This window comes from Micromonospora sp. HK10 (assembly GCF_000982955.1).
GTDB lineage: Bacteria > Actinomycetota > Actinomycetes > Mycobacteriales > Micromonosporaceae > Micromonospora.
This window is the reverse complement of sequence record NZ_KQ058874.1, coordinates 1-19,259: the sequence shown is the minus strand read 5'-3', so window position 1 is coordinate 19,259 and position 19,259 is coordinate 1. Positions and strand designations below refer to the sequence as shown.

At 75.2% G+C, this 19,259-nt stretch carries 20 protein-coding genes; 19 read left to right on the top strand and 1 reads right to left on the bottom strand.

What is annotated here, in order from left to right:
* Positions 1-20: 20 nt before the first annotated feature.
* From murC to LQ51_RS24960, 16 genes are all read left to right on the top strand, one after another.
* On the top strand, positions 21-1,508 hold the full coding sequence (murC, locus tag LQ51_RS25040; RefSeq protein WP_046569766.1) for a UDP-N-acetylmuramate--L-alanine ligase: 1,488 nt from the start codon (positions 21-23) through the stop codon (positions 1,506-1,508).
* A complete protein-coding gene (locus LQ51_RS25035; RefSeq protein ID WP_046569764.1) occupies positions 1,505-2,323 on the top strand; it encodes a cell division protein FtsQ/DivIB in 819 nt (272 codons plus the stop codon). The genes murC and LQ51_RS25035 overlap by 4 nt, the downstream gene beginning before the upstream one ends.
* 232 nt (positions 2,324-2,555) lie before the next feature.
* Positions 2,556-3,671 (top strand): cell division protein FtsZ, encoded by a 1,116-nt coding sequence (gene ftsZ / locus LQ51_RS25030; RefSeq protein WP_046569762.1) that lies wholly within the window; start codon positions 2,556-2,558, stop codon positions 3,669-3,671.
* Between the two features lie 9 nt (positions 3,672-3,680).
* The gene (locus tag LQ51_RS25025; RefSeq protein ID WP_046569761.1) at positions 3,681-4,427 is read left to right on the top strand and encodes a YggS family pyridoxal phosphate-dependent enzyme; all 747 of its coding nucleotides are present in this window, start codon (positions 3,681-3,683) and stop codon (positions 4,425-4,427) included.
* Positions 4,428-4,624: 197 nt separating this feature from the next.
* Positions 4,625-5,320 carry a cell division protein SepF gene (locus tag LQ51_RS25020; protein ID WP_046569760.1) on the top strand — a complete coding sequence of 232 codons (696 nt, stop codon included), beginning with the start codon at positions 4,625-4,627 and terminating at the stop codon, positions 5,318-5,320.
* A gap of 28 nt (positions 5,321-5,348) precedes the next feature.
* Positions 5,349-5,654 carry a YggT family protein gene (locus LQ51_RS25015; protein WP_046569758.1) on the top strand — a complete coding sequence of 102 codons (306 nt, stop codon included), beginning with the start codon at positions 5,349-5,351 and terminating at the stop codon, positions 5,652-5,654.
* A gap of 41 nt (positions 5,655-5,695) precedes the next feature.
* A complete protein-coding gene (locus tag LQ51_RS25010) occupies positions 5,696-6,499 on the top strand; it encodes a DivIVA domain-containing protein (RefSeq protein ID WP_046569757.1) in 804 nt (267 codons plus the stop codon).
* Between the two features lie 75 nt (positions 6,500-6,574).
* On the top strand, positions 6,575-7,222 hold the full coding sequence (locus LQ51_RS25005; protein WP_046569755.1) for a hypothetical protein: 648 nt from the start codon (positions 6,575-6,577) through the stop codon (positions 7,220-7,222).
* Positions 7,219-7,521, top strand: a complete 303-nt coding sequence (locus LQ51_RS25000) for a DUF167 domain-containing protein (protein ID WP_082159633.1) — start codon at positions 7,219-7,221, stop codon at positions 7,519-7,521. Before LQ51_RS25005 ends, LQ51_RS25000 begins: the two co-directional genes overlap by 4 nt.
* Before the next feature lie 22 nt (positions 7,522-7,543).
* Positions 7,544-9,043, top strand: a complete 1,500-nt coding sequence (locus LQ51_RS24995; RefSeq protein WP_046569754.1) for a potassium/proton antiporter — start codon at positions 7,544-7,546, stop codon at positions 9,041-9,043.
* Between the two features lie 224 nt (positions 9,044-9,267).
* Positions 9,268-9,687, top strand: a complete 420-nt coding sequence (locus LQ51_RS24990; protein ID WP_046569752.1) for a TraR/DksA family transcriptional regulator — start codon at positions 9,268-9,270, stop codon at positions 9,685-9,687.
* A gap of 68 nt (positions 9,688-9,755) precedes the next feature.
* Positions 9,756-10,358 carry a signal peptidase II gene (gene lspA / locus LQ51_RS24985; protein WP_046569751.1) on the top strand — a complete coding sequence of 201 codons (603 nt, stop codon included), beginning with the start codon at positions 9,756-9,758 and terminating at the stop codon, positions 10,356-10,358.
* Entirely contained in the window at positions 10,355-11,299 is a 945-nt protein-coding gene (locus LQ51_RS24980; protein WP_046569749.1) for an RluA family pseudouridine synthase, read from the top strand. Before lspA ends, LQ51_RS24980 begins: the two co-directional genes overlap by 4 nt.
* Before the next feature lie 12 nt (positions 11,300-11,311).
* A complete protein-coding gene (locus tag LQ51_RS24975; RefSeq protein WP_046569746.1) occupies positions 11,312-12,193 on the top strand; it encodes a hypothetical protein in 882 nt (293 codons plus the stop codon).
* Between the two features lie 140 nt (positions 12,194-12,333).
* Positions 12,334-13,911 carry a MinD/ParA family ATP-binding protein gene (locus LQ51_RS24970; RefSeq protein WP_046569743.1) on the top strand — a complete coding sequence of 526 codons (1,578 nt, stop codon included), beginning with the start codon at positions 12,334-12,336 and terminating at the stop codon, positions 13,909-13,911.
* 605 nt (positions 13,912-14,516) lie between these two features.
* Complete coding sequence (locus LQ51_RS24960; protein WP_369799892.1) at positions 14,517-15,293, top strand: DUF2567 domain-containing protein; 777 nt, start codon at positions 14,517-14,519, stop codon at positions 15,291-15,293.
* Here the strand turns inward: LQ51_RS24960 and LQ51_RS24955 are convergent.
* Positions 15,259-15,960 carry an LON peptidase substrate-binding domain-containing protein gene (locus LQ51_RS24955; protein ID WP_046569739.1) on the bottom strand — a complete coding sequence of 234 codons (702 nt, stop codon included), beginning with the start codon at positions 15,958-15,960 and terminating at the stop codon, positions 15,259-15,261. The two genes, LQ51_RS24960 and LQ51_RS24955, sit on opposite strands and share 35 nt — an antisense overlap.
* Positions 15,961-16,067: 107 nt before the next feature.
* Between LQ51_RS24955 and hisD the strand changes: the two genes are divergently transcribed.
* From hisD to hisB, 3 genes are all read left to right on the top strand, one after another.
* The gene (gene hisD / locus LQ51_RS24950) at positions 16,068-17,390 is read left to right on the top strand and encodes a histidinol dehydrogenase (RefSeq protein ID WP_046569737.1); all 1,323 of its coding nucleotides are present in this window, start codon (positions 16,068-16,070) and stop codon (positions 17,388-17,390) included.
* 67 nt (positions 17,391-17,457) lie between these two features.
* Positions 17,458-18,579, top strand: a complete 1,122-nt coding sequence (locus LQ51_RS24945) for a histidinol-phosphate transaminase (RefSeq protein WP_046569736.1) — start codon at positions 17,458-17,460, stop codon at positions 18,577-18,579.
* 53 nt (positions 18,580-18,632) lie between these two features.
* Positions 18,633-19,244 carry an imidazoleglycerol-phosphate dehydratase HisB gene (gene hisB, locus LQ51_RS24940; RefSeq protein WP_046569734.1) on the top strand — a complete coding sequence of 204 codons (612 nt, stop codon included), beginning with the start codon at positions 18,633-18,635 and terminating at the stop codon, positions 19,242-19,244.
* Positions 19,245-19,259 lie beyond the last annotated feature (15 nt).

Sequence of the window (19,259 nt, the reverse complement as noted above, 5' to 3'; positions counted from 1 at the left end):
GCGACCGGAAGGTACCGCTGATGAACACCGCGCAGTTCACCCCCGCCGGCACGATGACCGCGGAGGACCTGGGCCGGATCCACCTGATCGGGGTCGGCGGGGTCGGCATGAGCGGCCTGGCCCGGCTCTTCCTCACCCGCGGCCTGCCGGTCTCCGGCAGCGAACTGCGGGAGTGGCCGTCCCTGGCCGGTCTGCGCGCGCTCGGCGGGACCATCCACTCCAGCCACGAGGCGTCGAACCTCGACGGGGTGGACACCGTGGTCTACTCCTCGGCGATCCCGCAGGACCACCTGGAGCTGGTCGAGGCGCGCCGGCGCGGGCTGCGGGTGCTGCACCGCTCCGAGGCGCTCGCCGCGGCGATGACCGGCCGGCGGACCGTGGCGGTGGCCGGCACGCACGGCAAGACCACCACCACCTCGATGGTCACCATGGTGCTCCAGCAGGCCGGCACCGATCCGTCCTTCGTGATCGGTGGCGAGATCTCCGAGGTCGGCTCGGGCGCGCACCACGGCACCGGCGAGTACTTCGTGGTCGAGGCCGACGAGAGCGACCGTTCCTTCCTCATCTACCGGCCGTTCGTGTCGGTCATCACCAACATCGAGGCGGACCACCTCAACACCTACGGCGACCTGGCCACGCTGGAGGCGGCCTTCGCCGAGTTCGCCCGGCTGACCGACCCGGAGGGGTTCATCGTCACCTGCGCCGACGACCCGGGCGGCCGGCGGCTGGCCGAGACGCTGCGGGCCGAGGGGCGCCTGGTCTGGACGTACGGCGAGGCGCCCGACGCCGACCTGCGGCTGAGCGGGATGGCCTCCTCCGCCCGCGGGGTGCGCTACCTGGCCGAGATCGAGGGCCGGTCGCTGGGCGAGATCCGGCTGCCGGTGCCCGGCCGGCACATGGGGCTGAACAGCGCCTCGGCGGTGCTCACCGCGTACCTGCTCGGGCTGCCGGTCGAGGCGGCCGAGGCGGCGCTCGGCGCGTTCCCCGGGGTGCGCCGGCGCTTCGAGCGCAAGGGCGTCGCCGACGGCGTGCTGGTCTACGACGAGTACGCGTACCACCCGACCTCGATGAGCCTGGCGCTGCAGACGTTGCGCGAGGTGGCCGGCGAGGGCCGGCTGATCGTGGTCTTCCAGCCGTACCGGCTCTACCGCACCCGGGACCTGCAGGCGGAGATCGCCGCGGCCCTGGCCATCGCCGACGAGCTGGTGCTGCTGGAGGTCTTCGGCCCCGGCGAGCTGCGCCAGCCGGGGGAGGGCGCGGCCGCGCTGATCGAGGCGGTGCCGCTGCCGGCCGACCGGAAGGTCTTCGTCGAGGCGTGGGACGACGTGCCGGCCGAGGTGGCCCGCCGGGCCCGTACCGGCGACGTGGTGGTCACCATGGGCGCGCCGCCGATCTCGCTGCTGGGCGACCAGCTCCTGGACGCCCTGCTGGCCCGCGCCGGTGCCGCGGGAGGCGCGGCGCTCGGCACCGGCGTCGACCCGGACGGCGCGCCCGCCACGGCCGGATGAGCCCCGGCCCGGCCCGCGGCCGGACTCCCGGCCAGGAGGGCGGGGGTGGCCGGCGCAACCCGGTCCGGCAGTGGCAGCTGGTCCGGGCCGGCGCGGACGCCGTACCCCCGTCGACCCGGCGGTTCATGGCCCGGGCCCGGCGTCGCCGGATGCGGGCGGCGCTGCCCTGGGCGGTGGCCGCCGGGGTGCTCGCGCTGGCCGGGCTGGTCGCCTGGACCGTCCTCGGCACCGGCCTGTTCGGGGTCCGCGAGGTGCGGGTGGTCGGCGCGCACCTGGTCACCCCGGTCGAGGTACGGGACGCCGCGGCGGTGCCCGACGGCGCGCCACTGGCCCGGGTGGACCTGTCCGCGACCGCCCGTCGGGTCCGGGCCCTCGCCCCGGTGGAGCGGGTCACGGTGGAGCGGGACTGGCCGGGGACGCTGGTCGTCCGGGTGGTGGAGCGGACCCCGGTGGCGGTGGTGCCGCAGGGCGAGCGGTTCGTCGTGCTGGACCGCGCCGGGGTGGTCTTCCAGGACCTGCCCCAGGCCCCCGCCGGGCTGCCGGTGATCCGGGTGGGCGCGCCGGCCCCGGACGACCCGGGCACCCGGGCCGGGCTGGCGGTGCTCGCCGCGCTCAGCCCGCGGCTGCGCGCCGAGCTGGTCTCGGTGGACGTGGCCGGGCTGGCCCGGATCACCCTGCGGCTGCGCGGTGACCGGACGGTGTTCTGGGGCGACGCGACCCGGGGCGCGGACAAGTCCACTGTGGCCACCGCCCTGCTCGGTCGGAAGGCCGACACGATCGACGTCAGCGCGCCGGACGTGGTCACGTACCGGTGAGCCGGCCGCCCGGAACGTGAGTCGGCCCGCTCCGGCCGGCGACACGCCGGAGAGGTCCTTGGCTCATCGGGCGGTGGCGCATACGTTGCCCCGAAGAGATCAGTGGTTGACATAACTCTAAGCCTCTAGTAGAGGGTGAGGGTTTCAGGACCCGCAGGGGCGTGCTCCGCCGCTGGTCCGGCCAAGCCGTGTGGGGTCGGCCCATGCCAATCTCGAAGGGAAAGGACCGGAGATGACACCTCCGCACAACTACCTGGCGGTCATCAAGGTCGTCGGCATCGGGGGCGGCGGCGTCAACGCCGTCAACCGGATGATCGAGGTTGGGCTCAAGGGCGTCGAGTTCATCGCGATCAACACCGATGCGCAGGCGCTGCTGATGAGCGACGCCGACGTCAAGCTCGACGTCGGCCGGGAGCTGACCCGAGGGCTGGGCGCGGGCGCGAACCCGGACGTCGGCAAGAACGCCGCCGAGGACCACCGCGACGAGATCGAGGAGGTGCTCAAGGGCGCCGACATGGTCTTCGTGACCTGCGGCGAGGGCGGCGGCACCGGCACCGGCGGCGCGCCGGTGGTGGCGAACATCGCCCGCAAGCTCGGCGCGCTCACCATCGGCGTGGTCACCCGGCCGTTCTCGTTCGAGGGCAAGCGGCGCCAGGTGCAGGCCGAGGCCGGCATCGAGGAGCTGCGCAACCAGTGCGACACGCTCATCGTGATCCCGAACGACCGGCTGCTCGCCCTCGGTGACCGCAACATCTCCATGATGGACGCCTTCCGGACCGCCGACCAGGTGCTCCTCTCCGGTGTCCAGGGCATCACCGACCTGATCACCACCCCGGGTCTGATCAACCTGGACTTCGCCGACGTCAAGAGCGTGATGAGCGGCGCGGGCAGCGCGCTCATGGGCATCGGCAGCGCCCGCGGCGAGAACCGGGCGGTGGAGGCGGCCCAGGCGGCCATCTCCAGCCCGCTGCTGGAGCAGAGCATGGACGGCGCGCGCGGCGTGCTGCTCTCCATCGCCGGCGGCTCCGACCTGGGCCTGTTCGAGATCAACGACGCCGCGCAGCTGGTCACCGACGCGGCCCACCCGGACGCCAACATCATCTTCGGCGCGGTCATCGACGACGCGCTCGGTGACGAGGTGCGGGTGACCGTGATCGCCGCCGGTTTCGACGGGGGCGCGCCGGCGTACAAGGCGGTGGAGCCGACCCGCAAGACCAACCAGAACCAGCCGGCCCAGCCGAGCACGCCGGTCAGCCCGCCGACCACCATGCCGGCGCCGCAGCAGTCGCCCCGGCGGGTGCTCTTCGACGACGTCGACGTGCCCGACTTCCTCAAGAACGGATCCTGAGCGGCACCGATGACCGACATCCCAGGCGCGGTGCGACCGGACCGGCGCGCCGAGCTCGCGGCCGGGCTGACTCAGGTCCGGGCCCGGATCGCGGACGCCTGCGCGGCCGCCGGCCGGGACCGGGGCGAGGTCACCCTGATCGCGGTGACCAAGACGTACCCGGCCGGCGACGTGGTGGCGCTCACCGGGCTCGGGGTGACCGACGTGGGGGAGAACCGGGACCAGGAGGCCGCCCCGAAGGCGGCCGAGGCGGCGGCGGCCGGGGCCGCGCCGCGCTGGCACTTCATCGGGCAGTTGCAGCGCAACAAGGCCCGCTCGGTGGTCCGGTACGCCGACGTGGTCCAGTCGGTGGACAGCGTCCGGCTGGCCGTCGCCCTGGATGCCGCCGCGGCGGCGGTCCGGGACCGGCCGTTGGACGTGCTGGTGCAGGTGAGCATCGACGGCGACGCGGCGCGGGGCGGGGCGCTGCCCGGGGTCGGGGACCCGGACCGCGGGCTGGATCCGGTCGCCGAGGCGGTGGCGGGCTCGGCCGGGCTGCGGCTGGCCGGCCTGATGGCGGTGGCGCCGTTGGGCTGGGAGCCGGAGCGGGCCTTCGCCCGGCTGGCCGAGGTGGCGGAGCGGTTCCGGGCCCGGCATCCGGGCGCGACCGTGTTGTCGGCCGGGATGAGTGGGGATCTGGAAAGTGCGATCGGGTACGGCGCGACACATGTCCGCGTCGGCAGCGCGTTGCTCGGAATGCGCCCCACGCTGCGGTAGCCTGACCGCGAAAGAAGCAAATTACATCAGTGTTGTTCAGGACGGCGTTTCCCGTAGCCGGGGGCCGTGGCGGGCGGACCGCGAAACCGCCCGTCGGGGGATTGCCGATCCGGTCCGGTGGGCATTGCGTTGTCCACTCGTGATCAAGCGACACGGCACGGGGGCGCGTGCCGCACGGCGGACGGAAGGGCGCGGGGATGGGTGCACTGCGCAAGGCGGGGGTCTGGCTCGGACTCGTCGAGGAGGATGACGAGCGGGCGTACGACGACGCTGCCTACGACAAGGGCGGCTACCGCGAGTCGCGCTACCGGTCCAGCCGGTACGCGGAGGAGTTCGCCGACGACGAGGACGAGGAGTCCGAGGAGCCGCCGGCGACCCGCGGCCGGGCGGGTGACCGGGGCCGGCTGAGCGAGCGCGCCTCGAGCCGTGCCGTCGACACCGAGCGGGCCGACCTCGACCGTCCGGAGCGGACCGAGCGCTCCAGCGTGCGGTCGATCACCCGGTCGGGTGGCGCGGAGTCGTCGGGTGCGCTGACGTACCACACCCGGGACAACCTGGCCCTGGCGCCGCAGGTGCAGCCACGGGAGCGGGTCGCCGCGCCGGAGGACGAGCAGCGCTACCAGATCACCACGCTGCACCCGACCACCTACCGGGAGGCGCGCACCATCGGTGAGCACTTCCGGGACGGCGTGCCGGTGATCATCAACCTCACCGAGATGGACGAGGCGGACGCGCGCCGGCTGGTGGACTTCGCCGCCGGGCTCGCGTTCGGGCTGCGCGGTACGATCGAGCGCGTGACCAACCGGGTGTTCCTGCTCTCACCGGCCAATGTCCAGGTCACCGCGGAGGACAAGGCCAAGATCGCTGAGGGCGGCTTTTTCAGCCTGAGCTAGCCCGCACGACCGAGGGGCGTCGCCTGCCGTGTTGTCGATCCTGTTCCAGGTGCTCTACCTGGTCCTCTACCTGTTCCTGCTTGTGCTCTTGGCCCGATTTGTCCTCAGCGCCGTCCTGGCCTACGGTCGGCGCTGGCAACCCGGGCGCGGAGCATCGGCCGGATTGGAACTCGTGTGGAGCGTCACTGATCCGCCCCTGCGCGCGTTGAGGCGTGTGATTCCACCACTGCGAATTGGTAGCGTGAGCATCGACCTGGCCTCTCTTGTGCTCCTGGTTATCCTGTTCGTGCTGATGGAGTTCGTGTTAGGGCAGCTGATCCAGGCGTTTGCCTGATCAGGCTGCTTTCGCGGCCGCAACTGACCCGAGGAGTTTCGATGCCGCTGACCCCGGCCGACGTCCACAACGTCGCCTTCAAAAAGCCGCCGATCGGCAAGCGGGGCTATGACGAGGAGGAGGTCGACGCTTTCCTGGACGAGGTCGAGCGCGAGCTCGCCCGTCTCATCGAGGAGAACAACGAGCTGCGCGCCCAGGTGGAGCGCGGCGGTCGGGGTGGCGCGCCCGCCGGCCCCGGCGGCGACGCCCGGCTCGCGGCGGAGCTCAACGACGTCAAGGCCCAGCTCGACCGGGTGCAGCGCGACAAGGCGGCCGCCGAGCAGGCGGCCCGCGCGATGCAGGCCGAGCTGGAGCAGGTCCGCACCCAGGGCGTCCCGGCCACCGGCCCGGACGGCGAGCAGCAGGCGCTGCGGGTGCTCATGATGGCCCAGCGCACCGCCGACGACCACGTGTCCGACGCCCGCCGCGAGGCCGACCAGCTCCTCTCCGAGGCCCGTTCCAAGGCCGAGGAGGTCACCCGGGAGGCCCGCGCCAAGGCCGACGCCCTCGAGCGGGACGCCCGCCAGCGGCACCAGGAGGCGATGGGCGGCCTGGACGCCAAGCGCACCGCGCTGCAGAAGCACATCGAGGAGCTCAAGCAGTTCGAGCGCGAGTACCGCACCCGCCTCAAGGCGTACCTGGAGAGCCAGCTGCGTGACCTCGACGGTCGCGGCCAGGGTCTCGAGGTCGAGATGAACCGCGAGGGCAACCGTGCCGCCGGTGGCAGCAACGGCCTCGCCGCCGCCGGCCTCGCCGGCTCCTACGGCGGCGGCGGTCGCGCCGGCTCGCTCGAGTCCGGCCGCTGATCCCGCCCGTCGGCGGCCGCCCCCGGGCGGCCGCCGGCACGGCGCAGACCGACACGAGGCGGCGAGGGGTGGGCCGTGATAGTCGCCAGCATCCTGCTCATCGTCGTGGCGGTCGTGCTCCTGGTGGCCGGGCTGGCCGGTGGCTCCAGCCCGCTGCTGATCACCTCCATCGCGGCCAGCGTGCTGGCCGCCGTGGCTCTCGTCGCGGGTGCCCGCCAGGCGGCCGCCACCCGGGCCACGGCCGGCCGGGCGCGCGAGCGCACCGGCCCCGGTGATCCCGGGTACGGGCCCCCGCCGGGGGAGCCGGAGATCCCGCTCCAGCACATGCCGTCGACGGTCGGCACCGGCACGTCGGGGTGGCGGCAACCACCCGAGGCGCCGGAGCCGGCGTACTCCCCACGCGAGCCGGTCCTCGACGACGCCGGCCTGGCGTCGGACGCCCCGGCGCCCACCTCACCGGCCGCCGGGGGCGGGTTCGAGGGCGAGCCGCCCGCGCAGCCGCTCTCGCCGACCCAGGCCGAACGCCTGGCCGGGGTCCTCGCCGACGTCCAGGTGGTCGACGGCCACCCGCGGTTCCACCTGCCCGACTGTCCCCACCTGATCGGCCGTGACGACGAGCCGTTGCCGGTCGGCGAGGCGGTGCAGTTGGGCTTCACCCCGTGTGCCGACTGCGCGCCGGCCACCGCGCTGCTGCCCGACCCGCCGCGGGACCGGTCCTGGTGAGCGGGGAGCCGCTCACCGTCGCCGTCCGGGTGAAGCCCGGCGCGTCCCGGGCCCGGGTCGGTGGCCGCTTCGACGGTCCACACGGGCCGGCCCTGGTGATCGCCGTGCACGCTCCCGCGGTGGACGGGCGGGCCACCGAGGCGGCCCGCCGGGCGCTGGCCGACGCCCTCGGCGTCCGACCGGCGGCGGTCTCGCTGCGCGCCGGCGCGGCCAGCCGCGACAAACTCTTCCTGGTCGAGCCGGCGGCGCCCGGGGTGCCCGACGCGCTGCGCCGGCTGCGCGACGGATCGGCCGAGTGAGGCCCGCGCGGGCCGCTGGTCGATGACGGCCGGGCTCGACGTCGCGCTGCTGGTCGGCGCGACCGTGCTGCTCGTGGCGGTGGGCGCGGTGCGCTTCTCCACCCGGCTCGGCGTGCCGAGTCTCCTGGTCTACCTGGCGCTCGGGGTGGCCATCGGCGAAGGCGGGCTGGGCATCCGCTTCGACGACGTCGAACTGACCCGGGTGCTCGGCTTCTGCGCGCTGATCGTGATCATCGCCGAGGGCGGGTTGAGCGCCCGGTGGAGCACGCTGCGCCCGGTGCTCGGCATGGCCGCCGCGCTCTCCACGGTGGGCGTGGTGGTCAGCATCGTGGTGGTCGGGGTGGTGGTGCACCTGCTGCTCGGCCTGGACTGGCGGCTGGCGCTGCTCTACGGCGCGGTGCTCTCCTCGACCGACGCGGCGGCGGTCTTCGCCACCCTGCGCCGGCTTCGGCTGCCACCGCGACTGGTGGCCACCCTGGAGGCCGAGTCGGGCATCAACGACGCGCCCGTGGTGATCCTGGTGCTGCTGCTGTCCCGGGACCTCACCGCCCACCCGTGGTGGTACGAGGTCGCCCTGGTCGGCTACGAGCTGGGGATCGGGGCGGCGGTCGGGGTGGCCGCCGGGCTCACCGGCCGGTACGCGCTGCGCCGCGCCGCGCTGCCCTCGGCCGGGCTCTATCCGATCGCGGTGGTGGGCTTCACGGTGCTGGCGTACGCGGCCGGCTCGGTGCTGCACGCCTCCGGCTTCCTCGCCGTCTACGTCGCCGGGGTGCTGCTCGGCAACGCCCGGCTGCCGCACCGGCAGGCCATCCTGGGCTTCGCCGACGGGCTGGCCTGGCTGGCCCAGATCGGGCTCTTCGTGCTGCTGGGCCTGCTGGTGTCGCCGAGCCGGCTGGACGCCGCCCTGCTGCCGGCCGTGGTGACCGGGCTGGCCCTGCTGCTGCTGGCCCGGCCGCTGTCGGTGATGGTCTCCGCGCTGCCGTTCCGGTTCGCGCTGCGCGAGCAGCTCTTCCTCTCCTGGGCGGGGCTGCGCGGGGCGGTGCCGATCGTGCTGGCCACCATCCCGCTCTCGTTGCGGGTGCCGGGCGCGGACCGGCTCTTCGACGCGGTCTTCGTGCTGGTGGTGATCTTCACGCTGCTCCAGGCGGGGACGCTCGCCCCGGCGGCCCGCCGGCTCCGGGTGACCGCGCCCGCCGAGGCGGCGGAGATCCGGGTCGACGTCGCGCCGCTGGAGCGGATGCGCGCCGACCTGCTCCAGGTCGAGGTGCCGCCGGGCTCCCGGCTGGGCGGCGTGCACGTGGACGAGCTGCGGCTGCCGGTGGGCGCCTCGGTGACCCTGGTGCTGCGCGACGGCACCGGCTTCGTGCCGGGCCCGGACACCCGGCTCAAGGTGGGCGACAGCCTGCTCATCGTGGCGACCGCCGAGGTGCGCGACGAGGCGGAGCGGCGGTTGCGGGCGGTGAGTCGCCGGGGCCGGTTGGCCCGCTGGTTTGGCGAGTACGGGGAGGATCAGGACGCCTGATCTGCTAGCGTTCCTTTTGCCCCAATTGGTGGCTGTTCGGGGCTGAAACGCGGTGCGACGGTGCGGCACGTTGTCGGACGCCTGTACGTTCCGTATTCTTGCCACCCTCCGGAGTGCGCGGCCGTCCTTGCCGCGCGCCCGTTCCGTACGTGGGGACCGCCCCGGCAGGTGACCCCTGCCCGGGCACCGCCGACCGCCGCGGCAAGCGGCCGAGGGAGCTGACGATGGCGAAGCCAGCCGACACCAAGACCGCCGGCCGCAAGCCGGTGGCGAAGGCCACCCGCAGCGCGGCGGAGACCGAGAAGATCCGGGCCGCCCTGGCGGCACGGCGGGACGAGCTGAATGCCGAGTACGATCAGACGCTGAGCGAGATCACCGAGCTGCAGCGCGATCGGCTGACCGACTCGGCCGGGGACGACCAGGCCGACACCGGCACCAAGACGTTCGAGCGGGAGCAGGAGATCTCTCTCGCGAACAGCATCAAGGAGCGGATCACGCAGGTCGAGCGCGCCCTCGAGCGGCTCGACGAGGGCGGGTACGGCTGGTGCGAGCGGTGCGGCAACCCGATCCCGGTGGAGCGGCTCGCCGCCTTCCCGTCGGCCACCCTCTGCGTGACCTGCAAGCAGCTGGAGGAGCGGCGCTGACATCCGCTCCCCGGCGGCCGTACCGCAGGCGGTGAGGACCACCGTCGGAGAGCGTCGATGGGGAGCAGATGACCGCAGCACCGCCCGCCGGGTCCGGCACCGTGGAATCAGGGGGCCGTACCCCCCGCCGTAAGGCGGTCGGCATCCTTGTCGGCGTCGCCGTGGTCGCGCTCCTCGCCGACCTGGGCACCAAGCAGCTCGCGCTCAGCTCGCTCAGCGGGCGGGGCCCGGTGTCCCTGCTCGGCGGCGCGGTCTATCTCACCCTGACCCGCAACAGCGGCGCGGCGTGGAGCATCGGCTCCGACCACACCTGGGTGTTCCCGCTGATCACCATCGGGGTGGTCGGCTGGATCGCCTGGATGGCGCTGCGGCTGCGCTCGCTGCCGTGGGCCGTCTCGCTGGGCCTGGTGCTGGGCGGGGCGCTGGGCAACCTGACCGACCGGATCTTCCGCGCCCCCGGCCACTTCGTCGGCCACGTGGTCGACATGGTCAGCCTCTTCGACCCGTACGGGCAGGTCTGGCCGGTGTTCAACCTGGCCGACAGCTCACTGGTCTGCGGCGTGCTGCTGGCGATCTTCCTGGAGTTGACCGGCCGGCAGCGGGACGGCTCCCGGGCCACCGCCGAGCAGCCGGCCGGCGACGCCCCGGCCGACCGGCGGGAGGTCGCGTGACCTCCGCCTTCGCCGCCGGCGGCGACCACCGCTCGCTGCCCGTGCCCGACGGTCTCGACGGGATGCGCCTGGACCAGGCCGTGTCCCGGCTCTTCGGGCTCTCCCGCACCGCCGCGGCCGGCCTGATCGACGCCGGCGACGCGCTGGTCGACGGGATCGCGAGGCCCAACTCGCACAAGGTCAAGGCGGGCTCCTGGCTGGAGGTGACGCTGCCCGCGCCGGCCGCCCCGCCGACCGTGGTGCCGCAGGCCGTGCCGGGGCTGACCGTGGTCTACGCCGACGACGACATCGTGGTGGTGGACAAGCCGGTCGGGGTGGCCGCCCACCCCAGCCCCGGCTGGACCGGCCCCACGGTGATCGGCGGGCTGGCCGGGATCGGCCACCGGATCTCCACCAGCGGGGCCGCCGAACGGCAGGGCGTGGTGCACCGGCTCGACGTCGGCACCACCGGGATCATGGCGGTGGCCAAGAGCGAGCAGGCGTACACCGCGTTGAAGCGCGCCTTCAAGTACCGCGAGGTCGAGAAGCGCTACCACGCCGTGGTGCAGGGCCACCCGGACCCGCTGCGCGGCACCATCGACGCGCCGATCGACCGGCACCCGCACCACGACTACCGCTGGGCGGTGGTCTCCGGCGGCAAGCCGAGCATCACCCACTACGACACCATCGAGGCGTTCCCCTCGGCCAGCCTGCTCGACGTACGGCTGGAGACCGGTCGGACCCATCAGATCCGGGTGCACTTCTCCACGCTGCGGCACCCCTGCGTGGGCGACCTGACCTACGGCGCCGACCCCACCCTCTCGGCCCGGCTCGGGCTCGCCCGGCAGTGGCTGCACGCCCGCTCGCTGAGCTTCCTGCACCCGCGCACCGGCGAGGAGGTCACCTTCGTCAGCGAGTACCCGGACGACCTGGCCCGGGCGCTGGAGATCCTGCGCGACTGACCGGCCCGGCCGATGACCCGCCACCCACCGCCCCCCGAACCGCCGGCGTCCCCGACCCGGCGCCCCGCCGTACTCACCTGGATCGCGCTGGCCTGCGCGTTCGCCGTGCTGCTGGTCGCGGTCGCGCAGCGGCGGGACGCGCCGGCCGGCGACCGTACCGTGGGCGAGGTGACCCGGGTCGGCGTGGCCGACGGCGGCTCGGTCCCGGACTACCTGCGGGCCGCCGCCGCCGAGCTGGCCGGGCTGGCCGCCCCGGCCACCCCCGGCCCGGGCGACTACGCCCTGGTCTCGTTCGGCACGTACCTGACACCGGCGCGGGCGGCCGCCGCGCTCGGCGACACCCCGGTCGCCGCCGTGCTGGCCCGGGTGCCGCTGGCCGGCCGGCAGACCGAGATCGTCCGGATCGCCGCCCTGCGGCTGCCCGACGACGTGGTCGCCGGGATGGCCGAGGTGGCCACCCGCAAGGACCGGGAGGCCGCCGACTACCGGGCCCGCGCCGCCGCCCCGGCGGCCTCCGCCGACCCCGAGGCGGGCCGGGTGTACGCGACCGGCGCCGCGGTCGCGGCCCGCGAGGCGGCCGCCTACCGGGCCGGCTGCGCGTGCGTGTACGCGGCCGTGGTGCGGGCCGCCCCGGACGTGCTGCGCGCCCTCGCCGGCCAGCCCGGCGTACGGGCGGTCGACCCGGCGCCCGAGGTGATCCGGCTGGACCGCGCGGTCTTCACCCCGCCGCTGCCCGAGCAGCGGGACGTGGCCCGACCCCCGGTCGACAGCGGGCTGGCCGCCCCCGCGGTGGGCGATTCGTCGGAAGCCGCACCGACGGTGAGCGGATTCTCACCGCCCTCCGGCGCGACGCCGACCGGCCGCGACCGGCCGAATCCGGCTCCCACCTCCTGAGACATGCCTGCTCGGGGCCGGCCACCGGGGACGCCGGTGTGCTGACCCCCCGGGGGATGTGCGGATAGGGGTGTGGTCCGAATAGGGTTTCGTTCGTAGCCTGTCAGGCGGAGATCGATGGGCTGGGGGAGGACGGAGCCTTGGACGGCAGCGAAACCGGCTGGGGTCGGCAAACTGAGCCGGCACCGCGGTGGCGGGCGCTGTTGGACCGGGCCCGGCTCGGCGGCCGCGGCGCGGAGCACAGCGAGGCCGAGCGGCACCCCGACGAGACCCCGCCCCGCCCACCGGCCGCGCCGCTGCCCCGGCGGCCCGCCGGCAGCGGCTGGACCGGCCGGGCGTCGGCCGCCCCGCCCGGTGAGCTGCCGTACGACGCCGAGCCGGCGTACCGGGCCGAGCCGGCGTACCGGGCGGAGCCGGCGTACCGGGCCGAGGCCAGCTACCGGGTCGAGCCGGCCTACCGGGTCGAGCCCGGGTACGCCGGGGAACCGGCCTACCGGGCCGAGCCGGCCTACCGCCCTCCGGGACCGGAACACCGCCCCGAGCCGGCCTGGCGGCCCGAGCCGGCGTACCGGGCCGAGCCGGTGCAGCCGGAGCCGGCGTACCGGGCCGAGCCGGCGCAGCCCGAGCCGGCGTACCGGGCCGAGCCCGCGCAGCCCGAGCCGGCCTACCGGGCCGAGCCCGCGCAGCCGGAGCCGCGCGGTCGGGCCAGCGCCCCGGTCGAGTCCCGCTACTCGCTGCTCGACGACGGCGGCTACCGGCCCGCGCCGCCGCCCCCGGCCGAGTCCCGGTACGCGCTGCTGGAGCGCGGCCGCTACCGGCCGACCGAACCGTCCTATCCGGAGCCGGCGGCCCCCACCCCGGGCTACCCGGGCGCGGCCCGGGTCGAGTGGCGCGCCCCCGAACCGGACGCCGAGCTGGAGCGGGCCACCGCGGTGCTCCGCCGCGAGCTGGGCACCCCCCGGGTGCTCGCCTTCGCCAACCCCAAGGGCGGCGTACACAAGACCACCGCCACCGTGCTCGGCGCGGCCACCGTCGGCAGCGTGCGCGGGCGGGGCGTGCTCGCCTGGGACGACAACGAGCTGCGTGGCACCCTCGGCCTGCGCGCCGGCAGCGCCCGGCACGCCCGTACCATCCGGCACCTGGTCCAGGATCTCGCCCAGATCGAGATCCTGGAGGGCAACACGCTGCTGTCGCACCTCGACGACTACCTGCGGCACGCCTCCGACGGCTCCTACGACGTGCTCGCCGGCGAGGAGAGCCCGCGCTTCGCCCAGCGGCTGGACCAGTTCACCGTCAAGCGGGTGCTGGAGCTGCTGCGGCGTACCCACGAGGTGGTCTGCGTGGACACCGGCAACAACGTGGAGAGCGCGAACTGGCGCACCGTCATGCAGGCCGCCGATCAGCTCGTGGTGACCACCGTGCCGCGTGAGGACGCCGCGTTCAGCGCGGACTGGATGCTCGACCTGCTGCACGAGGTGGGCATGGGCGAGCTGGCCGACAACGCGGTCACCCTGATCTCCTGCCCGACGCCGGGGCGCAGCCCGCTCCAGGACGACCTGGAGCGGCACTTCGCCACCCGGACCCGGGCCGTCGCCGTGGTGCCCTACGACCCGGCGTTGGAGACCGGCTCCTCGATCGAGTACCACCAGCTCCAGGCGGAGACCCGGCAGGCGTGGCTGAAGGCGGCCGCCGTGATGCTGGAACCCTTCGCCCGCTGATCCGCTGACCCGCTGCGCGCCGCTCGGCCGGCCTGCCGGCCTGTCGCCGGCGGGAACCGGCGTGATCAACTCCGGTTGCGGCAAGTCGGGGTATCCGTCCCGCCCGAAGCCACGACCTGCCGCAACCCGCGCCGCTTCCCGCCCGGGACGCCGCCGCCCGCGCCGGCGCCGCCACCGCGGCCCCGCGGCGGGCGCTCGCCTGAGAGGATCACCCGGTGAGTCCGGACACCCCTGATCCCGAGCGGCCCGCCGACCGTACCGGTGGACCCGGCGCCGCTGACCGTGCCGCCGCGTCGGGCGAGACTGATCGTGTCGCCGCGTCGGGCGAGGCTGATCGTGTCGCCGCGTCGGGCGAGGCTGATCGTGTCGCCGCGTCGGGCGAGGCTGATCGTGTCGCCGCGCCCGGCGAGACTTATCGTGCCGCTGCGCCGGGCGAGGCTGACCGTGTCGCCGCGTCGGGCGAGGCTGACCGTGCCGCGGCAGCCGGTGCCGCCGAGCGGCCCGAGCTGTCGCCGGGGCGCGGCCCGGAGGCCGAGCGCCTCGGGACCGCGTCGCCCGAGCTGCCCGACTGGCCGGCCGGCCTGCCGGTGGCCGCCGGCACCCCGGTGACCGCGCCCGGGGCCGACCCGCTCGCCGGCCATCCCGGGGTCGCCGGCCTGGTGACCGGGGCGCCGACCACCAGCCGCCGCACCGGCCGGCTGCGGGCGGTCGCCACCACCGTCCTGGCCGCGCTGCTGGTGAGCGTGCTCGGGGCGCCGCTGGGGCTGCTCTGGGCGGCCGTCGCGCCGGACACCCCGGTACGCAAGACCGCCGAGGGCGCGGTCTACGCCACCAGCCAGCCCGAGCAGCCGATCGCCGCCGACGGCTGGTTCAGCCTGCTCGGCCTCGGCTTCGGGGTGCTCGTCGCGATCGCGCTCTGGATCCTGCTGCGCCGCCGGCGCGGCCCGGTCGGCCTGTTCGCCGGGGTGCTGGGTGGGCTCGGCGCGGCCGTGCTGGCCTGGCAGGTCGGCCGCCGGATCGGGCTCGGCACCTACCAGCGGCTGCTCGCCGGCGCGCCGGACGGGACGGACTTCACCAAGCCGGCCGACCTGCGCGCCGGCGGCGTGGACTGGTATCTCGGGCTGCTCCCCGTGCCGCACGGCGACCTGCTGCTGGCGGCGTTCGGCGCGGCCGTGACGTACACCCTGCTGGCCGGCTGGTCGCGGTGGCCGTCGCTGCGGCCGGAGCCGGCTGCCACCTGGCCGTTGGCCGGCGCGGATCCGGCGACCGGCTGGCCGCCGCCCGGGCCGGATCCGGCGACCGGTCGGCCGCCGACGGGACCGGGCCCGGACGCCGGATGGCCCGGGATCAGTTCGGGGCCGGAGGACCGGCCAGCTCACTGAGCGGTACCGGCACCGCCCGTACGTGGCGCAGCAGCGCCGTCTCCCGGTGCAGCAGCCGCAGCTCGGCGCGGAGCCGGGCGGCGGTGTCGTCGATGGCGAGCAGCCCCTGCCGGTCGTCAACGGTCAGCGCCGCGGTCGCGGCGACCAGGTGCGAGAGCACGGTCGGGTCCTCCGGCAGCTGCTCGGAGATCTCCTGCGGGTCGGGCCGGACCAGGCCGAGGTACTGCCGGAACACCGAGATCACCCGGGCGGCCAGCAGGCCGGCGCCCTCGTCCGGGCCGGCCGGCTCGGGCAGCCATTCCACCGCGGCGGTCAGGTAGGGCGCGGCGTCGGAGTCCACGTCGGCGATCCGGAACCGCCGCCGTCCCACGGTCACGATGTCGAACCCACCGTCGGCCAGCTCGGTGACCTGCCGCAGCTCGGCGGTGCAGCCGACCTCGTGCAGGGTCACCTCGCCGTCGAGCGCCGGCCCGCCCGGCGACCCGGTCGGGGCGACCTCCCAGCCGGCCCGGATCGCCACCACCCCGAACTCCCGGGGCGCCCCCTCCGGCAGGCCGACCAGGTGGCGCACCAGCGCCCGGTAGCGCTCCTCGAAGATGTGCAGCGGGAGGACCAACCCGGGGAACAGGACCGTCCCCAACGGGAACACCGGCAGCCGTGCGGTCACGTGATCGAGGGTATCCCGCGCGCGCCGCGCGGGCGTGTCCCGGCTCACCGTCCCGCCGTGCGGGCGGCGTGGGCGGGGCCGGCGGCGGGCCGCCTAGACTCGCAAGGGTGCTGAACCGGATCGACCTGCGCGGCGGGTTCCGTGACCCGCGCCACCTGCTGCCCCGTGCCCAGCTCGACGTCTCCGTGGCCGTCGAGCGGATCCGCCCCCTCGTGGAGGCGGTCCGGGCGCATGGGTACCCGGCGATCCGCGAGGCGAGCGAACGGTTCGACGGCGTCTCCCCCGAGCACCTGCGGGTGCCGGCCGAGACGATCCGCGCCGCTGAGGGCAGCCTCGATCCGCAGGTCCGCGCCGCGCTGCTGGAGTCGATCACCCGGGCCCGCCGGGTGCACGCCGACCAGCGGCGCACCGACCACACCACCCAGGTGGTGCCGGGCGGCACGGTGACCGAGCGTTGGGTGCCGGTCGACCGGGTCGGTCTCTACGTCCCCGGCGGCCTGGCCATGTACCCGTCGACCGTGGTGATGAACGTGGTCCCCGCCCAGGCGGCCGGGGTGCGCTCGCTGGTGGTGGTCAGCCCGCCGCAGAAGGAGAACGGCGGCCTGCCCGACCAGCGGGTCCTCGCGGCCTGCGCGCTGCTCGGCGTCGACGAGGTGTACGCCGTCGGCGGCGCCCAGGCGGTGGCCATGCTGGCCTACGGTGCCGACGTCGACCCGGACGGCGCCCAGCGCTGCGAGCCGGTCGACATGATCACCGGTCCGGGCAACATCTGGGTCACCGCCGCGAAGCGGCTGCTGCGCGGCGTGGTCGGCATCGACGCCGAGGCCGGCCCCACCGAGATCGCCATCCTGGCCGACGACACCGCCGACCCGGTGCACGTGGCCGCCGATCTGATCAGCCAGGCCGAGCACGACCCGCTCGCCGCCAGCGTGCTGGTCACCCCGTCGGTGGCGCTCGCCGACGCGGTCGACGTCGAGCTGGCCCGGCAGGTGCCGGCCGCCAAGCACGCCGAGCGGATCGGCACCGCGCTGGGCGGCGAGCAGAGCGGCGTGGTCCTCGTCGCCGACCTCGAGGCGGGGCTGCGGGTGGTCGACGCGTACGCGGCCGAGCACCTGGAGATCCAGACCGTGGACGCCCGCGAGTGGGCGCTGCGGGTCCGCAACGCAGGGGCGATCTTCGTGGGCGCGTGGTCGCCGGTGTCGCTCGGTGACTACTGCGCCGGCTCCAACCACGTGCTGCCCACCGGCGGCTGCGCCCGGCACTCCTCGGGGCTGTCGGTGCAGTCCTTCCTGCGCGGCATCCACCTGGTCGAATACAGCCAGGAGGCGCTGCGTGAGGTGGCCCCGCACGTGGTCACCCTGGCCGGGGTCGAGGACCTGCCGGCGCACGGCCAGGCGGTCAGCGCGCGCTTCCCGGGGGCCGGCTCGTGACCGGGCGTACCCGCCGGCCCGGCCCGTGCCGGCCGCCGGGCGTCCCGTACCGGAGCGAGGTGGCGGCATGACCGCCCTGGAGGACCTGCCGATCCGGGACGACCTGCGCGGCCTGAGGCCGTACGGGGCGCCGCAGCTGGACGTGCCGGTGCGGCTGAACACCAACGAGAACTCGTATCCGGTGCCGGAGCCGGTGGTGGAGGCGATCGGCAAGGCCCTCGCCGCCGAGCTGCGCGACCTCAACCGCTACCCGGACCGCGACGCCGTGGCGCTCCGCGCCGACCTGGCGGAGTACCTCGGCCACGGGCTCACCGTCGACCACGTCTGGGCGGCCAACGGCTCCAACGAGATCCAGCAGCAGCTGCTCCAGGCGTTCGGCGGGCCGGGGCGCACCGCGCTCGGCTTCACCCCGGCGTATTCGATGCACCCGCTGCTGGCGCTCGGCACCGGCACCGGCTGGATCCCGGCCGCCCGCGACGCCGACTTCGGGCTGACCGCCGACGCGGCCGCGGCCCAGGTCCGGGCGCACCGGCCGGACGTGGTCTTCCTCTGCTCGCCGAACAACCCGACCGGCACCGCGCTCGACCCCGCGGTGGTCGCCGCAGTGCTGGCCGAGGCGCCCGGCATGGTGATCGTGGACGAGGCGTACGCCGAGTTCGCCCGGCCGGGCACGGTCAGCGCGCTCGCCGTGCTGCCCGGCCACCCGCGGCTGGTGGTCACCCGCACCATGAGCAAGGCGTTCGGGTTCGCCGGCGGCCGGCTGGGTTACCTGGCCGCCGACCCGGCGGTGGTGGCCGCGGTGCAGCTGGTCCGGCTGCCGTACCACCTCTCCGCGCTCACCCAGGCCGCCGCGCGGGCGGCGCTGGCGCACCGGGACGCCCTGCTCGGCACCGTCACCGCGATCATGCGGCAGCGGGACCGGATCGTGGCCGAGCTGCGCGCCCGCGGGCACCGGGTCGCCGACAGCGACGCCAACTTCGTCCTCTTCGAGGTCGGCGGCGACCGGCAACTGCGCGGCCCGTCTGAGGCCGCGCCCCGACCCGGAGTCGTCGACCAGGCCGCCGCCTGGCGTACCCTGCTCGACGCCGGTGTGCTGGTCCGCGACGTCGGCCTGCCCGGCTGGCTGCGGGTCACCGCCGGCACCCCTGCCGAGACCGACGCCTTCCTGTCGGCCATGGAGGAGCTGTAGTGGGAGCGCGAGGAGTGAGCGCGGGCCCCGCAGTCGCGACCGAAAGGCGAGCAATGAGCCGGACCGCCCGGGTGGAGCGGATCACCAAGGAGACCAAGGTCCTCGTCGAGATCGACCTCGACGGCACCGGCAAGGCCGACATCGAGACGGGCGTCGGCTTCTACGACCACATGCTGCACCAGATCGCCCGGCACGGCGGCTTCGACCTGACCGTGCACACCCTCGGCGACCTGGAGATCGACGCCCACCACACGATGGAGGACACCGCGCTGGCCCTGGGCGCCGCGTTCGACCAGGCGTTGGGGGACAAGGCCGGCATCCGGCGGTACGGCTCGGCCACCGTCCCGATGGACGAGGTGCTGGTCCGGGCCGCGGTCGATCTCTCCGGCCGGCCGTACGTGCTGCACGACGAGCCGGTGCTCGCGCCGTACATCGGGCCGGTCTATCCGACCAGCATGACCCGGCACATCTGGGAGTCGTTCGGCCAGGCGGCCCGGATCACCCTGCACGTGGACGTGCTGCGGGCGGCCCGGCCGGGCGGCCACCCGGACGCCCACCACGTGGTCGAGGCGCAGTTCAAGGCGGTCTCCCGGGCGCTGCGCGAGGCGACCGGGATCGACCCGCGCAACGCCGGCGCGATCCCCAGCACGAAGGGCGCGCTCTGATGAGCGCGAGGAGTG

Excerpts from the sequence above, each read along its gene's own strand:
- LQ51_RS25035 (WP_046569764.1), top strand. The coding sequence starts at position 1,505 with ATGAGCCCCGGCCCGGCCCGCGGCCGGACTCCCGGCCAGGAGGGCGGG.
- LQ51_RS24990 (WP_046569752.1), top strand. The coding sequence starts at position 9,268 with ATGGCGAAGCCAGCCGACACCAAGACCGCCGGCCGCAAGCCGGTGGCG.
- lspA (WP_046569751.1), top strand. The coding sequence starts at position 9,756 with ATGACCGCAGCACCGCCCGCCGGGTCCGGCACCGTGGAATCAGGGGGC.
- LQ51_RS25020 (WP_046569760.1), top strand. The coding sequence starts at position 4,625 with ATGGGTGCACTGCGCAAGGCGGGGGTCTGGCTCGGACTCGTCGAGGAG.
- hisB (WP_046569734.1), top strand. The coding sequence starts at position 18,633 with ATGAGCCGGACCGCCCGGGTGGAGCGGATCACCAAGGAGACCAAGGTC.
- murC (WP_046569766.1), top strand. The coding sequence starts at position 21 with ATGAACACCGCGCAGTTCACCCCCGCCGGCACGATGACCGCGGAGGAC.
- LQ51_RS24995 (WP_046569754.1), top strand. The coding sequence starts at position 7,544 with ATGACGGCCGGGCTCGACGTCGCGCTGCTGGTCGGCGCGACCGTGCTG.
- LQ51_RS24945 (WP_046569736.1), top strand. The coding sequence starts at position 17,458 with ATGACCGCCCTGGAGGACCTGCCGATCCGGGACGACCTGCGCGGCCTG.
- LQ51_RS24975 (WP_046569746.1), top strand. The coding sequence starts at position 11,312 with ATGACCCGCCACCCACCGCCCCCCGAACCGCCGGCGTCCCCGACCCGG.
- LQ51_RS25010 (WP_046569757.1), top strand. The coding sequence starts at position 5,696 with ATGCCGCTGACCCCGGCCGACGTCCACAACGTCGCCTTCAAAAAGCCG.
- ftsZ (WP_046569762.1), top strand. The coding sequence starts at position 2,556 with ATGACACCTCCGCACAACTACCTGGCGGTCATCAAGGTCGTCGGCATC.
- LQ51_RS25025 (WP_046569761.1), top strand. The coding sequence starts at position 3,681 with ATGACCGACATCCCAGGCGCGGTGCGACCGGACCGGCGCGCCGAGCTC.